The sequence below is a fragment of the Vannielia litorea genome, from assembly GCF_019801175.1.
Classification (GTDB): Bacteria; Pseudomonadota; Alphaproteobacteria; order Rhodobacterales; family Rhodobacteraceae; genus Vannielia; species Vannielia litorea_B.
The window spans coordinates 531,057-555,525 of sequence record NZ_JAHVJR010000001.1 but is presented as its reverse complement, the minus strand read 5'-3'; the positions used below and the strand labels follow the sequence as shown (position 1 = coordinate 555,525).

The following is a 24,469-nucleotide window of genomic DNA, read 5'->3' as shown; positions in this document are numbered from 1 at the left end:
TTGTCGCCGTCGCGGGGCGTGGGGATTGCCGCCCTGCACCAAGGCACTACAGTCCGCCCCAACGGACAACACGGAGGACCGACCATGCCGATGCCAACGCTGAACGACCCCGAGCTGCTGAAAGAGGCCTGCCTCGTTGCGGGCAAATGGGTGCCTGCGGGCGCGGATGCCATCGAGGTGACCAACCCCTCCACCGGCGAGGTGATCGGCCGCGTGCCCAAGCTCGGCGCGAAGGAAACCGACAAGGCCATCGAGGCCGCCCGCATCGCGCAAAAGCCCTGGGCCGCCCGTACTGCGGAAGACCGCGCCAACGTGCTGATGAAGTGGCACGACCTGATGATGGCCGCGCAGGACGACCTCGGCGCCATCATGACCGCCGAACAGGGCAAACCGTTGGCCGAGGCCAAGGGCGAGGTTGCCTATGGCGCCAGCTTCATCAAGTGGTTCGCCGAAGAATGCCGCCGAGCCAATGGCGAGGTGATCCCCGGCCACCAGCCCGACAAGCGCATCGTGGTGCTGAAACAGCCGGTGGGCGTGGTGGCGGCGATCACTCCGTGGAACTTCCCCAACGCGATGATCACCCGCAAGGCCGGCCCGGCGCTTGGCGCGGGCTGCGCGATGGTGCTCAAGCCCGCATCGCAGACCCCCTTCTCCGCCATCGCCCTCGGCGTTCTGGCCGAGCGCGCGGGCCTCCCACTGGAGCTTTTCTCCATCCTCACAGGCTCGGCTTCGGCCATCGGCGGCGCCATGACCGCCTCGCAAACCGTCCGCGCCCTCACCTTCACCGGCTCGACAGAAGTGGGCGCCAAGCTCTACGAGCAATGCGCGCCGACCATCAAGAAACTCGGGCTGGAACTCGGCGGCAATGCGCCCTTCCTCGTGTTCGACGATGCCGATGTGGATGCCGCCGTTGAAGGCGCGGTGATCGCCAAGTTCCGCAACAACGGCCAGACCTGCGTCTGCGCCAACCGGATCTACGTGCAATCCGGCGTCTATGACGAATTCGCCGAGAAGCTGGCCAAGAAAGTCAGCAAGATGAAAACCGGCGACGGCTTCGACGAGGGCGTCAACTTCGGCCCCCTGATCGACGAGGCGGGGCTGGAGAAGGTCCGCGACCACGTGGAAGACGCCAAGTCGAAAGGCGCCAAGGTCATCCTTGGCGGCGAGGCGCATGAAAAGGGCGGCACCTTCTGGCAGCCCACCGTGCTGACCGGCGTCGACACCTCGATGAAGGTCACCACCGAAGAGACCTTCGGCCCCGTCGCCCCCCTCTTCAAGTTCGAGACCGAGGAGGAGGCTGTTGAGGCCGCCAATGCCACCGAGTTCGGCCTTGCGAGCTACTTCTACGCCCGCGACCTCTCCCGCGTCTGGCGCGTCTCCGAGGCGCTGGATTACGGCATGGTCGGCATCAACACCGGCCTCATCTCCACCGCCGTCGCCCCCTTCGGCGGGGTCAAGCACTCCGGCCTTGGCCGCGAGGGCTCGTCCCACGGCATGGAGGAGTTCATGGAGCTGAAATACCTCTGCATGGACGTCTGAAACCGATCTGTCGGGTGGGTGAAATCACCGCCCACCCCACAAAGGAGCCCGCATGACCCGCCTCGCCACCGTGACCTGCCACGCCACCGGAGACACCCTCTGGGGCACCATCAGCGACGAGGGCTTCACCGCCCTCTCCCCGCATCACGTCGCCTACCCGACCCTTCGGGAGGTGATCGAGGCGGGCGCGCTGGAGAAGATGGCGGCGGAGGCGGGGCCGGTGACCCACGGGCCGGGCGAGTTTTCGTACCAGATTCCAATCCCTTCGCCCGAGAAGATCATCTGCGTTGGCGTCAACTTTCCCGACCGGAACGCCGAGTATAAAGACGGCAAGGAGGCCCCGCCCAAGCCCTCGCTCTTCATCCGCTTCCCGCGCAGCTTCACCGGCCACGGGCAACCGCTGATCCGTCCGCCGGAAACACCCCAGTTGGATTACGAAGGCGAGATCGCCGTGGTGATCGGCAAGGGGGGCCGCCGGATCGCGCAGGAAGATGCACTGAACCACATCGCCGCCCTGACGCTTTGCAACGAAGGTACCCTGCGCGACTGGGTGCGCCACGCCAAGTTCAATGTCACACAGGGCAAGAACTGGGACAGTTCCGGTGCAATGGGCCCCTGGCTGGTGCCCTTCACCGATGACGCCCAGATCACCGAAGCCGATATTGAGACCCGCGTGAACGGCGAGCTGCGCCAGCAGGACAACACGGCGCGGATGATCTTCCCGGTCGCCTACCAGATCGCCTACATCAGCACCTTCACCACGCTGGTGCCGGGCGACATCATCGTCAGCGGCACCCCGACCGGCGCGGGTGCGCGGTTCGATCCGCCGAAGTTCCTGAAGCCCGGAGATGTGGTCGAGGTCACCAGCCCCGGCCTCGGCACTCTGCGCAACGAGGTGCACGACGCTTAGGTCGGGCAATCTGCCCACCCTTCCCTAAACGTCGCCAACCTCCGGCCTCGGCAAGGCCGCCAGCAGGCTCACCACAAGGCTCCGGCAGCGCTCGCCGGCCCATCCGTCGGGCATGAAGCGTGGCGGCACCTGCGGCGCCTTCAGCACCACCCGCCGCCACGAATGCACCACCAGCGCCCGCAGCGCGGCCACTTCCAGCGGCGCCAGACCCTCGGGCACGCGCACGGCGGCCAGCGCCTGCTCCAGCCGCGCGGCCTCGGTAAAAAGCTCTTCAGAACAGAGCCTTGCCTGCACCCAGCCCGGCAAGGCATCGACCCGCCCGGCGGCGCAATCCGACCTTGGCGCGGGCGACAGAACGGCACTGGTGGTGAGCTGAACCTCGCCCGGCCCGGCCTCTGCCGGCCCCTCCGAGAGCGCCAGAAACCACTGCTCGGGCCCCTCGGCGCGGGCGGCATAGATCCTCGGCGCAGCGGCCTCCGACCCGGCCCTCCCGGCCTCGGTCAGCCGATGCACCGCGCCCCGCCCGGCCTTGCGGCTCTCGATCCAGCCTTCCTTGCGCAGCCGGTGCAAGGCCACGCGCATCGCCTCGGGCTTCACCGCCATTGCCGCCATGATCCGACCCAGCGCCGCGCCCTCGATCTCGGCGCCCTCGGCGCGGGCCAGATCACCGAAGACGGTGACGATGAGCGACCACACCCGGTGCTCGCCGGGCCTCAGCGGCGCGGCGGCCGCGAGGAATTCGGGCGATAGGTCAGTGGCTTCGGGGGCGGCGCTCATGCGGGCAGCATAGCGCCGCGCCGCTCACCCCGCCACCATCGTCAGCAGCTCGTATTCGGCCACCGTTGCGCCCTCCTGCTGCAGGATCTCCACCGCCCAACGCACCTCGCCATGCTCCGCGGTGCGCCGCTTCTTGGCCGCCACGGTGAGCCGGACGCGTATGCTGTCTCCCGGCACCACAGGTTGCATAAATGCAAGCCGCTCGAGCCCGGTATTGGCCAGCACCGGCCCCTCCTCTGGGTCCACGAACAGCCCGGCAGCAAAGCTCAGGAGCAAGTATCCATGGGCTACGCGCCCGGGGAAGAAGGGGTTCCGCGCGGCGGCCTCCTCATCCATATGGGCGTAGAAGGTATCGCCGGTGAACTCGGCGAAATGTTCGATATCTTCTAGGGTGATTTCGCGGGCCTCGGTTTCCAGAACCTGACCGACCTCCAGTTCATCGAACCGCCGGCGGAACGGATGGCCCTCGCTCGGCACCTCAGGCGCCCCCTTCACCTGCACGCCGCTCACCGCGCGCAGCATTTCGGGCGACCCCTGCACCGCGGTGCGCTGCATGTAATGTTTCACCGCCCGGATGCCGCCCAACTCCTCGCCGCCGCCTGCGCGGCCCGGCCCGCCGTGGACCATATGCGGCATCGGCGCGCCGTGGCCGGTGCTCTCCTTCATCGACACCCGGTCATTCAGGTAAACCCGCCCGTGCCAGGCCGCGAGGCCCATCACCGCCTGCTGCGCCACCGCCGGATCATGGGTGATGACCGAGGCGACCAGCGAGCCCTCGCCGCGCGCCGCGATCTCGCAGGCGTGGGCCATGTCGCGGTAGCCCATCACCGTGCTGACCGGCCCGAAAGCTTCGGTGTCATGCACGCGGCTGACCGCATCCGGGTCGGCGCGGAAGAGATGCGGCGCCACGAAGGCTCCGCCCGTGGCCCGCTCGCCGGCCGGCGTGAAGCCCCCCATGCCGCCGTAAACCAGCTCTGCCTCCGTGCCGATAATCGCCGCCTTTTCAAGCACATCCGCCGCCTGCCCCGCGCTCACCAGCGCACCCATCCGCACGCCCTCCTCGCGCGGATCGCCGACCATGGTTTTGGCCAGCCGCGCCGAGATTGCCTCGATCACCGCGTCCACCCGCGCCTCGGGCACGAGGATGCGGCGGATCGCGGTGCATTTCTGCCCCGCCTTTGCGGTCATCTCGCGGTGGACCTCTTTCACGAAGAGGTCGAACTCGGGGCTGTCCGGCCCCGCGTCCGGCCCGAGGATCGAGGCGTTGAGGCTGTCCTGCTCTGCCGTGAATCGCACCGAATTGCGCAGGATCGCGGGGGTGCCGCGCAGTTTCAGCGCGGTGTCGGCGGAGCCGGTGAAGGTCACCACATCTTGCGGGCCGAGCCGGTCAAGCGTATCGCCGAGGCCCCCCGTCACCAGTTGCACCGCGCCCTCGGGCAGCACACCGCTCTCCAGCATTATCCGCACGCAGGCCTCGGTCACATGGGCGGTTGCCGTGGCCGGTTTGACCACAGCCGGCATGCCCGCCAGCAGGCAGGGTGCGAGCTTTTCGAGCATGCCCCAGACCGGGAAATTGAAGGCATTGATATGCACCGCAACTCCCTGAAGCGGCACGCAAATATGCCGCCCGCCAAATGTGCCCGCTTTGCCGAAAAACTCTACCTCCCCGTCCAGCAGCGGCCCTTCCTCGGGCAGCTCCTTTACCCCTTTCGAGGCGTAAACGAAAAGCGTGCCGATGCCACCATCCACGTCGATCATGTGGTCCACGGCGGTGCCGCCGGTTGTGTAGCTCAGCTCGTAGAGCGCCTCCTTCTGGCCCGACAGATGCAGCGCCAGCGCCTTCAGCATCTTCGCTCGCGCCTTGAAGCCCATCGCCCGCAGCACCGGCCCGCCCACGTTGCGACCGTGGTCGAGCATCGCGCCCGCATCCAGCGCCGCATTGCCTGCCCGCGCGATACGCTCTCCGGTGATCGCGTCAAAGATGTCCCGCGCGCCCGCGCCGGGGGCCATCCACGCGCCGCCCACATAGCTGCCAACTTCGATCATGCTGAAATCCTCCCTGTTGCGAGAATTAATTGACCAACCGGACGGTTTATGCAAACGATTCCGCCGGGAGGACTGCAAAATGAGCGAAACGATACGGGTGGAGTCTCACGGCGACTGGGTGGAGATCACCCTCAACCGGCCGGAAAAACTCAACAGTTTCAATGAAGAGATGCATCTGGCATTGCGGGCCGCTCTGGACGGCGCGGCGGAGGCCCGCGCGGTGCTGCTCACCGGCGCAGGCCGCGGCTTTTGCGCCGGGCAAGACCTTGGAGACCGCGACCCTGCGAAGATGGAGGGCACGCCCGACCTTTCCCAGACCCTCACCAAGTTCTACAACCCGCTAGTCCGCCAGATCCGCGCCCTGCCCTGCCCGGTGATCTGCGCCGTCAACGGCGTGGCGGCGGGCGCCGGGGCCAACGTGGCGCTGGCCTGCGATATCGTGCTGGCCGCCCACAGCGCCAAGTTCATCCAGAGTTTCGGCAAGATAGGCCTCGTGCCCGACTCCGGCGGCACATGGTCCCTCCCCCATCTCGTCGGCATGGCCCGCGCCAAGGCGCTTGCCCTCACAGCCGAGCCGCTGCCCGCCGAAACAGCCGCCGACTGGGGCCTGATCTGGAAGGCGTTGCCCGATGACGCCCTCATGCCCGAGGCCCGCGCCCTTGCCGAAAAGCTCTCCAAGGGCCCGACCCACGGCCTCGGCCAGATCAAGGCCGCCCTCCACGCCGCGCCGGGCAACACGATGGACGAGCAGCTCGACCTTGAAGCCGCCACCCAGAAGCTCTGCGGCGCGCACCCGGACTATGCCGAGGGCGTCGCCGCCTTCCTGCAAAAACGCGCGCCCAGTTTCGGGGCAAAGTCATGACCCCCGAGGCGCGCGCCGCGCAATCCGCCGCCGTGATGTGGGCGCAGGATGCGGCCTCCAAGTGGCTCGGTATGGAGCTTGGCGCGATCACCGAGGGCGCGGCCACGCTCACCCTCAAGGTGGAGCCGCACCACTGCAACGGCCACGGCACCTGCCACGGCGGCATCATATTTGCGCTGGCCGATTCTGCCTTCGCCTTCGCCTGCAACAGCCGCAACCAGTCCACCGTTGCCCAGCAGAACCAGATCACCTACCTCGCCCCGGGCCGCTTGGGCGAGACTCTCACGGCCACCGCCAATGAGACCTCCCTGCAAGGCCGCACCGGCCTCACCGATGTGACCGTCACCGGCGAGGAGGGCCGCGTGATCGCCCAGTTCCGCGGCCTCTCCCGCGCCATCCCCGGCACGCTCTTCGACGAAGGAGCCGACACATGATCGACCTGACCCCGCCCCGCGATACGCTCGACCCCATCGAGGTTGCCTCCCGCGACGAGATCGAGGCGCTGCAATTGGAACGCCTGAAATGGTCGCTCGCCCATGCCTATGAGAACGTGCCGTTCTACCGGGCGAAGTTCGATGCGGCGGGCGTTCACCCCGATGACCTGAAGAGCCTGAAAGATCTCGCGAAATTCCCCTTCACGGTCAAATCCGACCTGCGCGACAATTACCCCTTCGGCCTCTTCGCCGTGCCGCGCGAGCGCATCTCGCGCCTCCACGCCTCCTCCGGCACCACCGGCAAGCCCACTGTCGTGGGCTACACCGCCCGCGATATCAACACTTGGGCGACGGTCGTCGCCCGCTCGATCCGCGCCAGTGGCGGTAAGCCGGGCGATATCATTCATGTTGCCTATGGCTATGGCCTCTTCACCGGTGGGCTGGGTGCGCATTACGGCGCCGAGAAGCTGGGCTGCACCGTGGTCCCCGTCTCGGGCGGCATGACCGAGCGGCAGGTGACGCTGATCGAGGATTTCCGGCCCTCGGTCATCATGGTCACCCCCTCCTACATGCTCTCGATCCTCGACCAGTACCGCGCCGCCGGGCTGGACCCGGCGCAAAGCCCGCTGAAGGTGGGCATCTTCGGCGCCGAACCCTGGACCAACGCGATGCGGCAGGAAATTGAACAGGCGTTCAACATGCATGCCGTTGATATCTATGGGCTATCGGAGGTCATCGGCCCCGGCGTGGCGAACGAATGTGTAGAAACCAAGGACGGGCTGCACATCTGGGAGGATCACTTCTACCCCGAGATCATCAACCCCGAGACGGGCGCGCCGGTGGAAGATGGCGAGCTGGGCGAGCTGGTCTTCACCACGCTCACCAAGGAGGGCATGCCGATCATCCGCTACCGCACCCGCGACCTGACCCGCCTGCTGCCCGGCACCGCCCGCTCGATGCGGCGGATGGAGAAGGTAACGGGCCGCAGCGATGACATGATCATCCTGCGCGGCGTCAACGTCTTCCCGACCCAGATTGAGGAGCAGCTGCTCAAGTGCAAGGGCCTTGCCCCGCACTTTCAGATCGAGCTGACCCGCGAGGGCCGGATGGATGCGCTCACCGTCCATTGCGAGCACTTGGGCGAGGCGGGGTCCGCCGGGGCGTCGGCCAAGGAACTGGCGCATCACATCAAATCGGTCGTCGGCATCACCGCGCGGATCGAGGTGCATGACCCCGAGGGCGTCGCCCGGTCGCAGGGCAAAGCGCAGCGGGTGGTCGACAACCGCCCGAAAGGCTGAGCCATGGCTCGCCCCATCGCCGCAGACCACGAGGAAAAGCGTGAGCACATTCTGCTCACCGCCGCCCGTGTCTTTGCGACAAGCGGCTATGACCGCGCCTCGATGGCCGAGGTCGCGCGGGCCTGCGGCATCTCCAAGGCGCTGATCTACCACTATTACGAGAGCAAGGAGGCGCTGCTTTTTGGCATCCTCGACGTGCACCTGAAACGCCTGCGCGACCGTATCCGCGCGGTGGAGGCAGAGGAGGCGGAGGCCCGGCCCCGGCTGGTCGCTATGCTCCGGGTGATCCTGCGCGATTACGAGGGCGCCGACCACAAGCACCAACTGCAGATGAATGCGCTGGCGACCCTTCCGGAGGAGAGCCAGGCCGTGCTGAAGGACTACCAACGCGACATGGTGCGCCGGGTCTCCGCGGCGCTGGCAGCACTGGCCCCGCCCGAGCTGGCGGCCAGCAAGGCGCGGATGCGCGATGTCACCATGTCGGTCTTCGGGATGCTGAACTGGTTCCACATGTGGCAGCCCCGGGCAACGCCGAAAGAGCGCGATGATTATGCCGCGATGGTGGCCGGGCTGGCGCTGGACGGGCTCGCCGGGGTGCAGGTGGCGCCGTAGCGCGGTGGGGGTTTTGCACCCCCACACTGTGGCTTTCAGTGGGGGGCCAGCCCCCCACACCCCCGGAGATATTTGCGGCAAAAAAATGAACAGGGCGCAGCCTACTGGGCCTGCCAGTCTTTGCCGGGATAGATGACACGATAGTGGTGGCCCGCATAGAGTTTCACCCAAGGGCCGATGGTGCCGTCCGGCCAGATCACCCGCGCTTCACCGTCCTCCGCCGCCCCCAGCCCGAAGTGGAGCGGCATCAGTTGCGCGCCCGCGTGGCCGCCGCCGAGGGTGCGCTCCTGCGCCTCGGTCCCGTCGCCCGCCCGCAGCTCGACCCATGCGCCCACGGCGTTGCGGTTGGCCCCGGCCTGCACCGGGTCGATCGCCAGCCAGTTGCCGGTGCCTTCGGTCACGTTGCGCCACAGCTCCATCGGCGCGCGGCGGTTGATGACCACGATGTCGAGCCGCCCGTCGCCGTCGAGATCGGCCAGCGCCCCGCCCCGCGAGCGGTGCGGCGAGGCGACGCCGGCCTCTGCCGCGACCTCGCGAAACCGGCCATCCGCGCCCTGCATCAGCAGGTTGTTGGGGTCATCCATCGCCATGCCCGGCATCTGATCAACGTTGCCCTTAGTCATGAACAGATCGGTGAACCCGTCATTGTCGACATCGCCGAATTCGGCGTGCCAGCCGGTGCTCGGGCGGCCATCCTGCCCCGTGTGCGGGCGCGCGGCGGTGGTGCCGGTCTCGTAGGGCGCGCGCACGTAGCCCGTGCCATCCCACTCCATCAACACCTGATCGCCCATCGAGGTGAGCATCACCTCGGGGCGGCCATCGCCGGTGAGGTCGCGGCTGGCGATACCCATGCCCCAGATCGATACCGGCTCGAACCCCTCCGCCTCGGCCAGCAGGCGCGGCGCTGGGTCGAAGCGCCACATCTGCTCGGTGCCGCCCGACACGTAGTAATGCCGGTCGTTGGAGATGCGCAGATCCTGCGCGCCGCGGCGAGCCCAGTCGGAAAACAGGATGGAGAGCGCGCAGAAGCCCGGCTCCAGCACGGTGACTTCGCCATAGCCCTCGCCCTCGGGGCGGTAGAGGTGGTTCACGTCGCAGGCCTCGAAGGGGCCCTCCGGATCATCCCGATCGACGTAATTGCCGAAGGCCAGCGTGGGCCAGCTTTCGCCCGCCTCCCATGTGGCCGAAAACGCGGTGCTCCAGCGGTCGCCGCCGTCAAATCCCCAATCGGCCGAGGCGAAGCCACAATCGCCCGTGCCGCGCAGGATGCGGTTTTCGCCCACGCGGGTGAGCACGATGTCGGTCAGCCCGTCGCTGTCGATATCAATCGGAAAGGCGCCGGTGACGCCGGTGATCTCGGGGAGAGTGCCGAGCGTGAAACCCATGCCGCCGCCGTTCAGGAAAAGCCGCGCCGGGGAACCGCCCCCCGCTGCCACAATCTCGGGCAGCCCGTCGCCAGAGCAGTCGAACACCGCCACGCCGCCGCCAACGAAATGCTCCCAACCGCCCTCGTAGAAATGGTCCACCGGGAGCTCCACCGGCGTGAACCGCGGCTCGGCCATGGCCGGGCCGGCGGCCAGCGCCGCCACGAGAGCATGCCGGATCACGCCGTGGCCCGCCCCGCCAGCTTGCCTGCGGCGACCTCGAGCGCCAGCGCCGCCGCGCCCCGCGCCCAGACCAGATCGCCCCATGCGTTCACCGCCACATCGGGCGCCTTTCGGCCCCGGCCCACGATCAGCCCCTGCATCTCGCGCATCACCTCTTCGGCGTAGAGATATTGATACTGCATCCGCTCGCCCGAGAGGATGATCAGCGAGGGATCGAAGAGGTTGATCACATTGGCCAGACCGGCAGCCATGTAGCGGCCCGCACGGCGGAAGATGCTGCGCGCGCCCTCGTTGCCCGCCTTGGCCCGGTCATGCAGGCTTTCCAGCACCATCTGGGGCGAAAGCTGCAACCGGCTGTCGAGCTCCAGGGCGGTATGGGCCTCGCGCACGAGGGCATAGTCGGAGGTATAGGCTTCGAGGCAGCCGCGCTGGCCGCAACGGCAGAGCGCGCCGTCGAGCTGCACCTTGGTGTGGCCCAGTTCCAGCGCCAGCGAATGGGCGCCGCGGTAAAGCCCTTGCCCCAGCACCAATCCCATGCCGACGCCCTGCTCGATGGAGACCACGGCAAAGTCGCGCGCCATCCGACCGCGACCGAACCAGAGTTCGGCGAGGGTGAGCAGATTGGTGTCATTGTCGATGAAGGCCGGGATGCCCAGCGCCTCGGTCAGCTTTTCGGCCAGCGGCACGCCCTCGCCTTCCAGCACCGAAGACCAGAGCACACGGCCCTCCGGGTGGTCGATCAGGCCGGGCAGCCCCGCGCCCAGCGCGATCACCTCGCGCTCGGAGACGTCGGCCCGCCGGGTGACCTCGCGCACAAGCTCGCCGGTCTCGGCCAGCACCGCCTTCAGCGAGCGGGCCTGCGAGGGCCGGGAGAGCGTGGCCGAGGCCAGCGTGGTGCCGGCCATGTCGGTCAGCACGGCGGTGTGCTTGAACTCGGCGATCTTCACGCCCACCACGTAGCCCGCCCCGCCGCGCACCCGCAGCGCCACCGGCGGGCGGCCCCTTGCGCCGGGCCGCGCGGTGCCCTCGACCTCTTCGACCAGCTCCGCGCCGATCAACTCCGAGACCACCGCCGTCACCGTGGCCGGGCTGACATCGAGCGCACGGGCCAGCTCGACCCGCGGGATCTGCCCGGCGCTGCGGATCCGCTCGTAGGCCAGCTGCCTGAGCGGAGCAGCACTTTCGGGCGGCGCGCCAAAGTAAACCGGCCCGCATCCTGCGAGCTCGGCCCCCTCCTCCACGCCTTGATGTGTCAGATCGAGCTGCATTGCTTTACATTATCAAGTTAATCTTCTCTCCCTGCCTGTGATCTAGCCACATTCATGGCGCACCGCGCAAGGAGTTAATCACAAATCAAGTAGTTACCGTGTGAAGCACCGTTTTCGCCGAAATAATTATTTTGACAACAAAACTAAAGATCGCCACTCTTGCCCTGCCCGGACGAAAGAGTCGGGTGCCTTGCCATGCCTCCGGGCTGGCCGGGCTGGACCCTTGGGAGGACATCATGAAGAAGACCCTCATCGCCGCCGCCATGGCGTCGGCCGCCATTGCCGCACCCGCTTTCGCCCAGACCGTGGGCGTCTCCTGGTCGAACTTCCAGGAAGAACGCTGGAAGACCGACGAAGCCGCCATCAAGGCCGCGCTCGAAGCCGCCGGTGCCACCTACATCTCCGCCGACGCGCAGGCCTCTGCCGCCAAGCAGCTGACGGATGTGGAATCGCTCATCACCCAGGGCGCCGATGCGCTCATCATCCTCGCGATGGACAAGGACGCCATCGGCCCGGCGATCGACGCCGCAGACGCCGAGGGCATTCCGGTCATCGGCTACGACCGCCTGATCGAAGATGACCGCACCTTCTACATCACCTTCGACAACAAGGGCGTTGGCTCGATCATCGCGCAAGAGGTGACCGCCGCTCAGCCCGAGGGCAACATCGCTATCATCAAGGGCGACAAGGGAGACCCCAACGCGCTCTTCCTGCTCGAAGGCATGATGGAAGTGATCGGAGCCGACGTGGAGAGCGGCAAGCTCACCATCGCCTGCGAAACCTTCACCGACGGCTGGAAGCCCGACAACGCCCAGAAGAACATGGAGCAGTGCCTCACCTCCACCGGCAACGACATTCAGGCCGTGCTGGCCGAGAATGACGGCATGGCCGGTGGCGTGATCGCCGCTCTGGCCGCTCAGGGCCTCGACGGTATCCCGGTCGGCGGTCAGGATGGCGACCTCGCCGCCATCAACCGCGTCGCCCGCGGCACCCAGACCGTCTCGGTCTGGAAGGACAGCCGCCAGCTCGGCAAGGCCGCCGGCGAGATCGCCGTGGCTCTGGCCGGTGGCACCGCGATGGCCGATGTCGACGGGTCCGAAAAGTGGTCCGGCGGTGAGAAGGGCGTCGAGATGAACGCCATCTTCCTCGCCCCCACCCCGATCACCAAGGCCAACATCGGTGAGGCCATCGACGCGGGCCACATCTCCAAGGAGCAGGCCTGCGAAGGTGCGATGGACGGCGTGAACGGCTGCTAAGGCCCGCCACGTAACAACAACCGCCCCGGCACCCCTCGCGGCGCCGGGGCACCCCTGCCCCACGCGGGCACCGCCTTTTTGGGGAGGAAGGCATGAGCAGCGACACCACCGACATTCCGGCCGAGATCGACCCGGCCAACCAGCCGCACCACACCACCCGTGGCCTCCGTGGCTTTCTCGATGCCACCGAGCTTGATACCCGCCTGCTGGGCATGGTCGGCGCACTGGCGCTGATCTGGGTGGGCTTCCACCTCTACGGCGCGCTGGTCAACGGCTTCGGCGCCTTCCTCACCCCCCGCAACCTCTGGAACCTGTCGGTCCAGACCTCCTCCATCGGCATCATGGCCTGCGGCATGGTGCTGGTCATCATCACCCGCCACATCGACCTTTCGGTCGGCTCGATCCTCGGCTTCTGCGCCATCTCGATGGGCGTGATCCAAGTGGATGTGCTGCCCGCATGGCTCGGCCTCGGCCACCCGATGATCTGGGTCATCGCCGCGCTCTGCGGCATCGCCCTCGGCGCGGTGATCGGCAGCTTCCACGGTTTCCTCATCGCCTACGGCAAGATCCCGGCCTTCATCGTCACCCTCGGCGGCCTGCTGGTGTGGCGCGGCGCGGCCTTCCTTGTGGCGCGCGGTGAAACCATTTCGCCGGTCGACAGCACCTTCGCCCTGCTGGGCGGCGGGCCCTATGGCTCCATAGGGGCCACCGGCAGCTGGATCGTCGGCCTCGTCGCCTGCGCCGCGATCGTCGGCCTGCTGCTCTGGGGCCGCCGCCAGCGCCGCAAGTTCCACTTTCCGCTGCGCCCGATCTGGGCCGAATGGTTCCTCGGCCTGCTCGGCTGCGGCCTCGTCATCGGCGCGGTGCTGCTGGTCAACGCCTACCCCTGGCCGCGCGGGATCGTCCGCCGCTACGCCGAGGCCGAGGGCATCACCGTGCCCGATGGCGGCCTCTTCATCAGCCACGGCTTTGCCATTCCGGTGCTGATCCTGCTGGCCGTCGCCATAGCCATGACCATCCTGATGACGATGACCCGCTTTGGCCGCTACGTCTACGCCATCGGCGGCAACCCCGAGGCGGCAGAACTCGCGGGCATCAACTCCCGCCTGATGACGGTGAAGATCTTCTCGATCATGGGCGGCCTTGCTGGCCTCTCCGCCGTCGTCGCCTCCGCCCGTCTCAACTCCGCTACCAACTCGCTGGGCACGCTCGACGAACTCTACGTCATCGCCTCCGCGGTGATCGGCGGCACATCGCTCGCGGGCGGCGTTGGCACCATCTACGGTGCCATCCTCGGCGCGCTCGTCATGCAGTCGCTCCAGACCGGCATGGTGCTCATCGGCTTCGACGCCGCGATCCAGCAGGTCGTCGTCGGCTCGGTGCTCGTGCTCGCCGTCTTCCTCGACATCCTCTACCGGGGGAAATCCAAATGACCGACCAGACACCCCTCGTTGAGATGAAGGATATCTGCATCTCCTTCGGCGGCATCCATGCCGTGGATCACGTGAGTATCAACCTGTACCCCGGCGAAGTGGTCGGCCTGCTCGGCCACAACGGCGCGGGCAAGTCGACGCTCATCAAGATCCTCTCCGGCGCCTACCAGATGGATAGCGGCGAAATCCGGATCAACGGCGAGAAGGCCACGATCGAAAGCCCCCGCGATGCCCGGCGCTACAACATCGAGACGATCTACCAGACCCTCGCACTGGCCGACAATCTCGACGCCGCCGCCAACCTTTTTCTCGGCCGCGAGCTGACCACGCCGCTGGGCTTTGTCGATGACGCCCAGCAGGAGGCCGAGACCCGCAAGATCATGGCGCGGCTCAACCCCAACTTCAAAAAGCACAAGGAGCCGGTCTCCGCGCTTTCCGGCGGTCAGCGCCAATCGGTCGCCATCGCCCGCGCGGTCTATTTCAAGGCCCGCATCCTGATCATGGACGAGCCGACGGCGGCGCTTGGCGTGCATGAAACCCAGATGGTCGCCGACCTGATCCAAGAGCTGAAGAAGCAGGGCCTCGGCATCTTCCTCATCAGCCACGACACCCGCGAGATGATGGACCTCTGCGACCGCGTCTCGGTGATGAAGAACGGCAAGGTCGTCGGCACCGAGCGGGTCGAGGACGTGACCGAAGATGACATCCTTTCGATGATCATCCTCGGCAAGAACCCCCTCCGCGAGGGTGTAGAGGAGCCTGCGTAACATGTTCCTCGGGCTCGATCTCGGCACATCCGGCCTCAAGGCCGTGCTCATTGATGATGCGCAAAACGTGGTGGGCGAGGCGCACGCCCCGCTCACGGTGCAGCGCCCCCACCCCGGCTGGTCAGAGCAATCTCCGGCAGACTGGCTCTCGGCCACCGAGAAGGCGCTGGATACGCTGGCTTCCCGCCATTCGCTGGCGAAGGTGCAAGGCATCGGCCTCTCCGGGCAGATGCATGGCGCGGTCTGCGTCGATGCCGCCGACGAGGTGCTGCGCCCCGCGATCCTTTGGAACGACACGCGCTCCGCCCATGAGTCCGCAGCGCTCGATGCCGACACGAGCTTCCGCGCGATCTCCGGCAACATTGTCTTCCCCGGCTTCACCGCGCCCAAGATCCACTGGATGGCCGCCCACGAGCCTGTCCTGCGTGAGCGCATCGCCCGCGTCTTCCTGCCCAAAGACTACCTGCGCTACTGGCTCACCGGCGAGGCGGTTTCGGAAATGTCCGACGCCTCCGGCACAAGCTGGCTCGATACCGGCGCCCGCGACTGGTCCGACGCCTTGCTGGAGGCCTCCGGCCTCACCCGCGCCCAGATGCCCGGCCTCGTCGAAGGCTCCGCCCCCTCCGGCACCCTCCGCGCCGAGTTGGCCACCCGCTGGGGCATGGGCTCCGGCGTTGTGGTGGCGGGCGGCGGTGGCGACAATGCCTGTTCGGCGGTCGGCGTTGGCGTGGTCGGCAAGGGCCAAGCCTTCGTCAGCCTCGGCACCTCCGGCGTGCTGCTGGCCGCGACCGAAAGCTACGCGCCCGCGCCTGAAACCTCTGTGCATACCTTCTGCCACTCCCTGCCCGGCATCTGGCACCAGATGGGCGTGATCCTCGCCGCCACCGACGCGCTCGAATGGTACGCCCGCCTCACAGGCTCGCCCGCCGCGCAGCTCACCTCCGAGCTTGGCCCTCTCAAGGCCCCCGGCCGCGCGCTCTTCCTGCCCTACCTCGGCGGCGAGCGGACCCCGCATAATGACGCGCAGATCCGCGGCTCGCTCACCGGCATCGAGCATGTGACCGATCTGGATGCCGGCACCCGCGCCGTGCTCGAAGGCGTCACCCACGCCATCCGCGATTGCCACGATGCCCTCGCCGCCACCGGCACGCATTACGACAGCATCCTCGCCGTCGGCGGCGGCTCCCGCTCCGACTACTGGCTCTCGGCCATCGCCACATCGCTCGGCGTGCCGGTCGAGATCCCGGTCGCAGGCGACTTCGGCGGGGCCTACGGCGCCGCCCGCCTCGCCCTCATGGCCGCCACCGGCGCCGGGCCGGAGGTGGCCAAGCGCCCCGAGATCGCCCGCGTGATCCAGCCCGAAACGGCGCTGCAAGACGCCTTCGCCGAGGCGCACACCCGCTACCAGAAAACCTACAAAGCCCTGAAAGGCCTGAGCTGATGTCCTACTTCGCCGGTATCGAAGCCGCAAAATACGAAGGCCCCGAAAGCCTCAACCCGCTCGCCTTCCGCCACTACGACCCGACCGAAATGCTGGGCGACAAGACCCTCGAAGAGCACCTGCGCTTCGCCGTCGCATGGTGGCACAGCTTCGCCTGGGAGGGCGGCGACCCCTTCGGCGGGCGCACCTTCGACCGCCCGTGGTTCGGCTCCGAGATGGACAAGGCCAAGGCCAAGGCCGACGCGGCCTTTGATCTCTTCGCCATCCTCGGCCAGCCCTACTTCTGCTTCCACGATGTCGATATCCGGCCCGAGGGCGCGGGCTTTGCCGAGAACACGGCGAACCTCGAAGAGATGGTCGATTACATCGGCACCAAGATGGAGAGCGCGAAGACAAAGCTGCTCTGGGGCACCGCCAACCTCTTCTCGCACCGCCGCTTCATGTCGGGCGCGGCCACCAACCCCGACCCGGACGTGTTTGCCTTCTCCGCCGCCACGCTGAAAACCTGCATCGATGCCACCGCCATGCTCGGCGGCGAGAACTACGTGCTCTGGGGCGGCCGCGAAGGCTACGAGACCCTGCTAAACACCGACCTCAAGCGCGAGCGCGAACAGGCCGGGCGGATGCTCTGCATGGTGGTGGATTACGCCAGGAAACAGGGCTTCAAAGGCACTATCCTGATCGAGCCCAAGCCGCAGGAGCCGACCAAGCACCAGTATGATTATGACGTGGCCACGGTTTACGGCTTCCTCAAGGACTTCGGCCTCGAAGGCGAAGTGAAGGTCAACATCGAGCAAGGCCACGCCATCCTCGCCGGGCACAGCTTCGAGCATGAGCTGGCGCTCGCCGCGAGCCTCGGCATCCTCGGCTCCATCGACATGAACCGGAATGACTATCAGTCCGGCTGGGACACCGACCAGTTCCCGGTGTCGCTCCGCGAGACCACGCTGGCCTACTATGAGATCCTCAAGGCAGGCGGCTTCACCACCGGCGGCACCAACTTCGACGCCAAGCTCCGCCGCCAGTCGCTGGACCCCGAAGACCTCGTGGCCGCCCACATCGGCGGCATGGACATCTGCGCCCTTGGTCTGAAGAAGGCCCACGCGATGATCGAGGAAGGCTCGCTGCAGGCCGCCCTCGACTCCCGCTATGCCGATTGGAACGACCCGTCCAACAAGGCGATGCTCTCCAGCGACCTCGCCGCCATTGCAGAGCGTGTGGCGAAAGAGGGCATCAACCCCAAGCCGCGCTCCGGCAAGCAGGAGAAGCTGGAAAACCTCGTCAGCCGCTTCGTCGCCTGACCGGCCCGGCCTCTCAACGGCCTTACGGTCTCTTCGCCCCGGTCCTCACCGGGGCGAACACGCCTCAATGGGCGGATGAGCCGCGCCCTTGCAATAGGTCCGATCCGGCCCTACCTTGAGACTCCAAGGAGGACCCTGCGATGACCGACAAGACCCCCGATCAAGCTCCCGACACCAGCCTCAAGCACATGACCGAAGCCGCCAAGCGCCAGGACACCGAAGGCGCGCACCCGGCCACCAAGGCCGCCCTGCGTCGCCCCACCGCGCACGGCGAGGCCCGCCCGGCGCAATATGCCCGGATCGAGCGGGGCCACACGGCCTGACGCATAGCGCCGGAGGCGCAAAGCCTCTTGCCACTGCGCGCATTTCGCTCAATGTCTCCGGGCAACCCCCTGCCCGGATGACCACGATGACCCAACGCCCTGCCCGCTCCAGCTACGATGTCGTCATCATCGGCGGCGCGGTGATCGGGGCCTCGGTCGCATGGCACCTCGCCACCTCGCCGGACTTCACCGGCACCGTTCTGGTGATCGAGCGGGACCCGAGCTTCAAGACCTCCTCCACCGCGCTCTCCTCGTCCTCGATCCGGGTGCAGTTCTCTCACGCAACCAACGTGGCTATGTCGCTCCACGCCGGGCAGGTGATCGCCGACTGGCCGGAGATGATGGGCAGCGGCGCAGACAAGCCCAGCCTCGGCTACCACCCGGGCGGCTACCTGTTTCTGGCCGAAACCCCCGCGCAGGAGGCCGAGCTGCGGGCCAACCACGCGGTGCAGCGGGCGGCGGGGGCCGATGTGTCGCTCTGGTCGCCGGAGGAGCTTGGCGCCGCCTTCCCGCATCTGCACACCACCGACATCCGCCTCGCATCCTATGGCCACTCCGGCGAGGGCTGGTTCGACTCGGCGATGATGATGCAGGGCTACCGCGCCCGCGCGCGTGATCATGGGGCCGAGTTGCTGACCGGCGAGGTCACCGCCCTCACCCGCAGCGGCCACCGCATCACCCATGTTACCCTCGCCAGCGGCGAGACCATCGCGGCCGGCCATGTCGTCAACGCCTCCGGCCCTCGCGCCGCACTCACCGCCCGCATGGCCGGGCTGCACATACCGGTCGAGCCGCGCAAGCGCACCAGCTTCGTCTTCGACTGCGCCCAAAGCCCCGAGGGCAGCGCCACGGTCAACGCGGGCCGCCTGCCGCTGATGATCGACCCCTCCGGCATCTACGTGCGCCCCGAGGGCCGCTACTTTCTGACCGGCTGCGCCCCGCCCGTCGACACGGCGGCGGATTTCGATGACTTCGAGCCGCGCCATCAGGATTTCGAAGACATCATCTGGCCCGCCCTGGCCGCTCGCTCCACCGCCTTCGAGGCGCTAAAGGTCGTCAACTATTGGGCCGGGCATTATGCGATGAACACGCTCGACCATAACTTGGTGGTCGGCCCCTCGGAGGAGGTGGAAAACTTCCACTTCGCCAACGGCTTCTCCGGCCACGGGCTGCAACAGGCCCCCGCTGTCGGGCGCGGGCTGGCCGAGCTGATCACCCACGGGCGCTACACCTCGCTCGACCTCGCGCCGATGGGCTACGCCCGCATCGCAGCCGCCGCACGGCAGCTCGAAACCGCGGTGATCTGAGCGGCCCCGCCGGTTTTTTGTGCCCGGCGGTGAAACTTTGCGCGTCCGCCCCCCGTGTCTCTCCTCAAGGGCATCCCGCCCAGACACCAACAGGAAGGACATCACATGCTTCGCACACTGACCCTCGCCGCCACCGCCGCCGCCCTCACCACCGGCGCCGCCATGGCCGCCAACCCCACTGTCGGCGGCGCGCCCATGCTGGTCGAGCGCAACATCGTCGAGAACGCCGTGAACTCGCCGATCCACACTACGCTTGTTGCCGCTGTCAAGCAGGCCGGCCTTGTCGATACGCTGGCCTCCGAGGGCCCCTTCACCGTCTTCGCCCCGACCGATGCCGCCTTTGCGATGGTCACGCCGGAGTCGCTGAACGCGCTGATGCAGCCCGGTGCCAAGAAGCAGCTGACCGAGATCCTCACCTGCCACGTGGTCGGTGCCAAGGCGATGTCCACCGCCATCGCCGGGATGATCGCCGATGACGGCGGAATGCACCCAGTGCCCACGCTGGGTGGCTGCACGCTGCAAGCCAAGATGACCGGCGGCAAGATCACCCTGACCGACGAGAACGGCCGCATGGCCACCGTCACCGTGGCCGATGTGGAGCAGTCCAACGGCGTGATCCACGTGATCGACCGCGTGATGCTGCCCAAGCAGTAAGCCGCGCGCCAGAAACACAGAAGCCCGCCGCTCTTCGCGGCGGGCTTCTTTGTGGGCACGGAACGGGGCGGCTGACCCGCCCCGCCAAGCGCAGGCCTCAGGCCGCTGCGGCCTTGGCCTCCTTGGCGGCCTTCCGCTCTGCCTTGCGCTGCTTCGCATCTTCCCGCCGCGCACGGGGGAAGAAGCTGTAGTAGAACACCGGCGCCGCCACGAGGGTCAGGATCGAGGCAAAGCCGAGGCCGCCCATGATCGTCACCGCCATCGAGGCAAAGAAGGCATCCGAGAGCAGCGGGATCATCCCGAGTATGGTCGTCGCCGCCGCCAGCACAACGGGCCGCAGACGGGAGGTCGAGGCATCCAGCACCGCCTTGCGGAAGGGCACGCCCTCGGCTCGCACGAGGTCGATCTCCTCGACCAGCACGATCCCGTTCTTGATCAGCATGCCAGAGAGCGAGAGCAGGCCGAGCAGCGCGGTAAAGGAGAACGGCAGGCCGGTGCCGAGCAGCCCGATCGCCACGCCGTTCACGCTCATCGGCACCAGCAGCCAGATGATCACCGGCTGGCGGATCTTGCCGAACAGCAGCACCGAGATCAGCACCATGATGATCAGCGAGAGCGGCAATTGCTTGCCAAGGCTCGCCTGCGCCTCGGTGGAGTTCTCATATTCACCGCCCCATTCGAGCACGTAGCCCTCCGGCAGCGGGATCTCCTCGATCACGCCGCGGATTTCGTTGAACACGCCCGAGGCATTCACCCCGGCAGGCACGCCCGCGAGCACGGTGATCGTCGGCACACGGTCGCGGCGCACGACGAAGGTGTTCTGCGCCTCCCAGTGGAAGCCATCGGTGATCTGCGCGACCGGAATATAGGCCCCCGCCGCCTCGGAATAGACAGGCAGGTCCACCAGATGCGCCGCGCCCTCGCCCTGCGCACTGTCGGAGCGCATGATGATCGGGATCAGCCGGTCGCCCTCCCGGTAGTAGCCCACCTGGCTGCCATCGGTGCCGACCTGAAGCGACTGCGCCAGATCCTCGCGCGAGACACCGGCCGCCTTGGCCCGCTCGTCGGCAAAGTCCGGCACGATCACCAGCTCACGCTCGCGCCAGTCGGTGCGCAGGTCCATCAGCTGGTCCGATGCGCCCCTGAGCGCGGCCTCGGCCTGCTCGGCGAGATCGCGCAGCACCACCGGGTCCGGCCCGGAGAAGCGCGCGGCAATCGGCGCGCCGCCGCCGGGGCCGAAGGCCAGCCGCTCGGTGCGGAACTCGCCCGCCGTCAACGTGCCGCGCCCGAAGGCCTCCAGATCGGCGCGCAGCGGCGGGATCTGCTCAAGGCTCTCGGTGCGGATGATCAGGTGACCATAGGTCGGCAGCGCCTCTTCCGGTGCGTAGGTCAGCATGAAGCGCGTCGCCCCGCCGCCGATGAAGGTGGCCACCGAGGTCACGTCATCCCGCTCCAGCAGCCACTCTTCGAGCACGCCCATGTCTTCGGAGACCTGATGGATGCTCGAGCCCTGCGGCAACTTGTAATGCACGTAGAAGATCGGCGTGTTGCTGTCGGGGAAGAACTGCTGCTTCACCTGCCCGAAGCCGATGAAACAGAGCACCGTGATCCCGATCAGCGCCAGAATGACGAGGTGGCGCAGGGTGAGCGCGGCGCTCAGCACCGACCGATAGGCGCGGAACAGCGGGCCGCCGTATTGGTCGGTGCCTTCGCCCGAACCCACCTTGAAGAAGTAATGCGCCAAGAGCGGCGTGGCGGTGATTGCCAGCACCCACGACAGCAGCAGCGAGATGCCGATGACAGCAAAGAGCGAAAACAGGAACTCGCCGGTGGCGTCGGGTGACAGGCCGATCCCGGCAAAGGCCATGATCCCGATCACAGTCGCCCCCAGAAGCGGCGTTTGCGTCTTGCTCGCCACGTCTTCAGCGGCATCGCGGGCCGATTTGCCCTGCGCCATGTCGCCCTGCATCCCCTCGGCCACCACGATGGCGTTATCGACCAGCATCCCCATCGCGATGATGAGGGCGCCGAGCGAAATCCGCTCCATCTCGATCCCGAAGATCGCCATGAGGAAGATGGTGCCCACGACCGTCAGCAGCAGCGTGGCGCCCACTACAACCGCCGCCCGCCAGCCCATGAAGAGCGCCAGCACGATCACCACGATCGCGACCGACATGGCGAGGTTCACCAGAAAGGCGTTGGAGGCTTCATCGACCACCACATGCTGCTGGTAGACCGGGTGCAACTCCACCCCCGCGGGCACATCGCGCATGATCTCCGCAAGGCGCACATCCACCCGCTTGCCGACCTCCACGATGTTCAGGTCCGCCTTGCCGGCGACGCCCAGCGTAAAGGCCTCCTCGCCCTGAAAGCGGATGATCTCCGTCGGGTCGGTCACCCGCGCGCGCTCCACCGTGGCAAGGTCCAGCAGGTCGATCACATCGCCGCCCACGCCAATGGTGAGGTTAGCGATTTCATCGACCGTGTCTGAGCCCTCGGGCGCCTGAATGCGAATGTCCTGCCCGTTCTGGGTGACCGATCCCGCAGGCGTGCGGCTGTCGGTGTTCGAGAGGGCACCGGCAATCGCCTCGGCGCTGATGCCGAGGTTGGTGATGATCGAAGTGCGTGCATCGACATAGACCGCCTCGGCCGGCAACCCGGCCACCGCGACATCGGCCACGCCCTCCACCGCCAAGAGCTCACGGCGCAGGAACTCGGAAATTTCATGCACCTCGGCATCGGTGAAGCCGGGGGCAGTGACCGCATAGAACACGCCGAACACATCGCCGAAGGTGTCATTCACGATCGGCGTGGCCGCCTCGGGCGGCAGGTTGCGCTGCGCGTCCTCCACGCGGTTGCGCAGCTTGGTCCAGATCGCGGGCAGCTCTGTGCCGTCATAGGTGCTCTCGATGTTCACCGAGATCCGGCTCACGCCCGGCTTGTTGGACGAGGTGATGAAGTCGATCTCGCCCATCTTCTGGATCTCGGATTCCAGCGGCTCCGACACCTCCCGCGCCACCTGCTCGGCGCTGGCACCGGGATATTGCGTGATGATGATCGCGTTCTTGATGGTGAAGGCGGGGTCTTCGAGGCGGCCGATCGTGGCAAATCCCCAGATGCCGCCCAGCAGGCAGATCAGCATGAGGATCCAGGTGATCAGCGCCCGGTCAATGGAGGCGCGCGCAACAGACATGGGCCTACTCCCCGATACGGGTGAAGGGGCGCACCGGCTGGCCGTCGCTGAGCTGCGAGGCCCCGGTCACCACGATCTGGGTGCCCTCCTCCGGCCCCTCCGTCATGTAGAGCCGCCCGTCCTCGTGCAGCTCGATCTCCACCGGGGTCTGGCGCACCGTGCCCTCGGCAAAAACCATCACCGCCGCCGCGCCCGCCGGGTCGAACACCAGTGCCGTCTCGGGCAGGATGATACCATCGGGCACCTTGCCCTCCGCCGAGGCATAAACCGTCACCGAAGCGCCGGGAAAGACGAAGGCGCCGGGGCTCTCGGTGAAGGCCATCGTGATGTTAAAGGTCTGGCCCACATTCGAGGTTTCGGCCTCGAACTCGCGCAGCTCCATCGGGTAGCGGGTGGCATCGCCGGGCAGCGCGGCCTCAAAGGCCACGTTGTCGCCCGCGCCCGCCTGCCGGAACAGCACCTCGGGCACCTGAATGTCGACTCGCAGCTCCGACACGTCATGCAACCGCACCACGGGCGTGCCGGCAGAAACGGTCTGGTAATTTGGCACCAGCCGCCGCGCGACCAGCGCATCGAAAGGCGCCCGCAGCGAGGCGTCGCCCAGATCGGCCTGCGCATTGTCCAGCGCGATCTGCGCCAGTTGCAGCTGGGTCTGGGCATCGCGCACCGACACGTCAGACACCGCCTGCCCGCGCAGGCTGGCGAGCCGGTCCGCATCGCGCTGCGCTTTGTCGAAATTCGCCTTCGCCTGCGCCACCGCCCGCTCGTAGACCGCCAGATCGAGCTGCGCGATCAGCGCCCCCACCTCCATGCTGGTGCCTTCGTCAGCATTGAGCACCTCAAGCTGCCCGCCGACTTGAAACGCCAGATCCACTGTCTGCCGCGCCGTGACCTGACCAAAGAACTGCCGCTGCAGCGTAACCGGCTCCGAGGAGAGGGTCATCAGCTTCACCGGCTTGGGCACCACGGCAGGCACTTCGGCCTCCTGGGCATGAACGGGAAGGGCGAGGAGCAGCGCCACGAGGGGCAGAGCGCGGGAGAGATAGGACACGAAGAAGGGCTTCCGATACGGAGTTGACGTCAATCTGCGCCGAGATAAGCTCTCCCCACGAAAAAGCAAACCGTTTAGTTCACTTTTTCCAAAAACAGGTCAGCAGAGCCACTGTGCCCCCACGCACAACCGCACCCTCGCCCGCTATCCGGGCAGAGTGCGGTGCATTACGGCACAGCAAAAACCAGCCCTGACGCCCGCGAAACGGGCCTGAACTGGCCGGGATATTCGACTGTCTCGGAGAAGATCACTCCCACCTCGGGGAGCAAATGGTGCGGTCGAGAAGACTCGAACTTCCACGGGTGTTACCCCACAGCGACCTCAACGCTGCGCGTCTACCAATTCCGCCACGACCGCACATCTTGGCTTGGTGCGGCGGTGTGTACAAAA

At 67.1% G+C, this 24,469-nt stretch carries 20 protein-coding genes and 1 tRNA gene; 14 read left to right on the top strand and 7 right to left on the bottom strand.

The window, feature by feature from the left end; all coding sequences use genetic code 11:
• Window positions 1–84 precede the first annotated feature (84 nt).
• Complete coding sequence (locus tag KUV38_RS02740) at window positions 85–1,539, top strand: NAD-dependent succinate-semialdehyde dehydrogenase (RefSeq protein ID WP_315898589.1); 1,455 nt, start codon at window positions 85–87, stop codon at window positions 1,537–1,539.
• Between the two features lie 52 nt (window positions 1,540–1,591).
• Window positions 1,592–2,449 (top strand): fumarylacetoacetate hydrolase family protein, encoded by an 858-nt coding sequence (locus tag KUV38_RS02735; protein ID WP_222468581.1) that lies wholly within the window; start codon window positions 1,592–1,594, stop codon window positions 2,447–2,449.
• A gap of 24 nt (window positions 2,450–2,473) precedes the next feature.
• On the opposite strand, the gene KUV38_RS02730 is transcribed toward KUV38_RS02735, so the two are convergent.
• Entirely contained in the window at window positions 2,474–3,226 is a 753-nt protein-coding gene (locus tag KUV38_RS02730) for a PaaX family transcriptional regulator C-terminal domain-containing protein (protein WP_222468580.1), read from the bottom strand.
• A gap of 24 nt (window positions 3,227–3,250) precedes the next feature.
• Window positions 3,251–5,272: a phenylacetic acid degradation bifunctional protein PaaZ gene (gene paaZ / locus KUV38_RS02725; protein WP_222468579.1), complete on the bottom strand. Its 2,022-nt coding sequence runs from the start codon at window positions 5,270–5,272 to the stop codon at window positions 3,251–3,253.
• A 79-nt stretch (window positions 5,273–5,351) separates the two neighbouring features.
• Here paaZ and paaG point away from each other — a divergent pair, with 79 nt between their 5' ends.
• From paaG to KUV38_RS02705, 4 genes are read left to right on the top strand one after another with little or no spacing between them, the layout of a single operon-like run.
• Window positions 5,352–6,134: a 2-(1,2-epoxy-1,2-dihydrophenyl)acetyl-CoA isomerase PaaG gene (gene paaG / locus KUV38_RS02720; RefSeq protein ID WP_222468578.1), complete on the top strand. Its 783-nt coding sequence runs from the start codon at window positions 5,352–5,354 to the stop codon at window positions 6,132–6,134.
• The gene (gene paaI / locus KUV38_RS02715; protein ID WP_222468577.1) at window positions 6,131–6,568 is read left to right on the top strand and encodes a hydroxyphenylacetyl-CoA thioesterase PaaI; all 438 of its coding nucleotides are present in this window, start codon (window positions 6,131–6,133) and stop codon (window positions 6,566–6,568) included. Before paaG ends, paaI begins: the two co-directional genes overlap by 4 nt.
• Window positions 6,565–7,866 (top strand): phenylacetate--CoA ligase PaaK, encoded by a 1,302-nt coding sequence (gene paaK / locus KUV38_RS02710; protein WP_222468576.1) that lies wholly within the window; start codon window positions 6,565–6,567, stop codon window positions 7,864–7,866. Before paaI ends, paaK begins: the two co-directional genes overlap by 4 nt.
• A 3-nt stretch (window positions 7,867–7,869) precedes the next feature.
• Window positions 7,870–8,478, top strand: coding sequence for a TetR/AcrR family transcriptional regulator (locus KUV38_RS02705; protein ID WP_222468575.1), 609 nt, complete (start codon window positions 7,870–7,872; stop codon window positions 8,476–8,478).
• Between the two features lie 101 nt (window positions 8,479–8,579).
• On the opposite strand, the gene KUV38_RS02700 is transcribed toward KUV38_RS02705, so the two are convergent.
• Complete coding sequence (locus KUV38_RS02700) at window positions 8,580–10,040, bottom strand: CRTAC1 family protein (RefSeq protein WP_261385274.1); 1,461 nt, start codon at window positions 10,038–10,040, stop codon at window positions 8,580–8,582.
• Window positions 10,041–10,081: 41 nt separating this feature from the next.
• Window positions 10,082–11,353 (bottom strand): ROK family protein, encoded by a 1,272-nt coding sequence (locus tag KUV38_RS02695; RefSeq protein ID WP_222468573.1) that lies wholly within the window; start codon window positions 11,351–11,353, stop codon window positions 10,082–10,084.
• Between the two features lie 236 nt (window positions 11,354–11,589).
• On the opposite strand from KUV38_RS02695, the gene KUV38_RS02690 reads away from it, so the two are divergent.
• From KUV38_RS02690 to KUV38_RS02655, 8 genes are all read left to right on the top strand, one after another.
• Complete coding sequence (locus KUV38_RS02690; RefSeq protein WP_222468572.1) at window positions 11,590–12,609, top strand: substrate-binding domain-containing protein; 1,020 nt, start codon at window positions 11,590–11,592, stop codon at window positions 12,607–12,609.
• Between the two features lie 92 nt (window positions 12,610–12,701).
• Entirely contained in the window at window positions 12,702–14,042 is a 1,341-nt protein-coding gene (locus KUV38_RS02685; RefSeq protein ID WP_222468571.1) for a sugar ABC transporter permease, read from the top strand.
• Entirely contained in the window at window positions 14,039–14,809 is a 771-nt protein-coding gene (locus KUV38_RS02680; protein ID WP_222468570.1) for an ATP-binding cassette domain-containing protein, read from the top strand. Before KUV38_RS02685 ends, KUV38_RS02680 begins: the two co-directional genes overlap by 4 nt.
• Before the next feature lies 1 nt (window position 14,810).
• Window positions 14,811–16,250: a xylulokinase gene (xylB, locus tag KUV38_RS02675; RefSeq protein WP_222468569.1), complete on the top strand. Its 1,440-nt coding sequence runs from the start codon at window positions 14,811–14,813 to the stop codon at window positions 16,248–16,250.
• Window positions 16,247–17,551, top strand: coding sequence for a xylose isomerase (xylA, locus tag KUV38_RS02670; protein WP_222470935.1), 1,305 nt, complete (start codon window positions 16,247–16,249; stop codon window positions 17,549–17,551). Before xylB ends, xylA begins: the two co-directional genes overlap by 4 nt.
• A gap of 140 nt (window positions 17,552–17,691) precedes the next feature.
• A complete protein-coding gene (locus KUV38_RS02665) occupies window positions 17,692–17,874 on the top strand; it encodes a hypothetical protein (protein ID WP_222468568.1) in 183 nt (60 codons plus the stop codon).
• Between the two features lie 77 nt (window positions 17,875–17,951).
• A complete protein-coding gene (locus KUV38_RS02660) occupies window positions 17,952–19,181 on the top strand; it encodes an NAD(P)/FAD-dependent oxidoreductase (RefSeq protein WP_261385134.1) in 1,230 nt (409 codons plus the stop codon).
• Between the two features lie 105 nt (window positions 19,182–19,286).
• Window positions 19,287–19,835, top strand: a complete 549-nt coding sequence (locus tag KUV38_RS02655) for a fasciclin domain-containing protein (RefSeq protein WP_222468567.1) — start codon at window positions 19,287–19,289, stop codon at window positions 19,833–19,835.
• A gap of 97 nt (window positions 19,836–19,932) precedes the next feature.
• Here the strand turns inward: KUV38_RS02655 and KUV38_RS02650 are convergent, their stop codons facing one another.
• The 3 genes from KUV38_RS02650 to KUV38_RS02640 all read right to left on the bottom strand — a co-directional run bounded on the left by KUV38_RS02650 (window position 19,933) and on the right by KUV38_RS02640 (window position 24,436).
• Window positions 19,933–23,028: an efflux RND transporter permease subunit gene (locus KUV38_RS02650; RefSeq protein ID WP_222468566.1), complete on the bottom strand. Its 3,096-nt coding sequence runs from the start codon at window positions 23,026–23,028 to the stop codon at window positions 19,933–19,935.
• A gap of 4 nt (window positions 23,029–23,032) precedes the next feature.
• Window positions 23,033–24,112, bottom strand: a complete 1,080-nt coding sequence (locus KUV38_RS02645) for an efflux RND transporter periplasmic adaptor subunit (RefSeq protein WP_222468565.1) — start codon at window positions 24,110–24,112, stop codon at window positions 23,033–23,035.
• Window positions 24,113–24,349: 237 nt separating this feature from the next.
• Window positions 24,350–24,436: transfer RNA gene (locus KUV38_RS02640), tRNA-Leu, on the bottom strand.
• Window positions 24,437–24,469 lie beyond the last annotated feature (33 nt).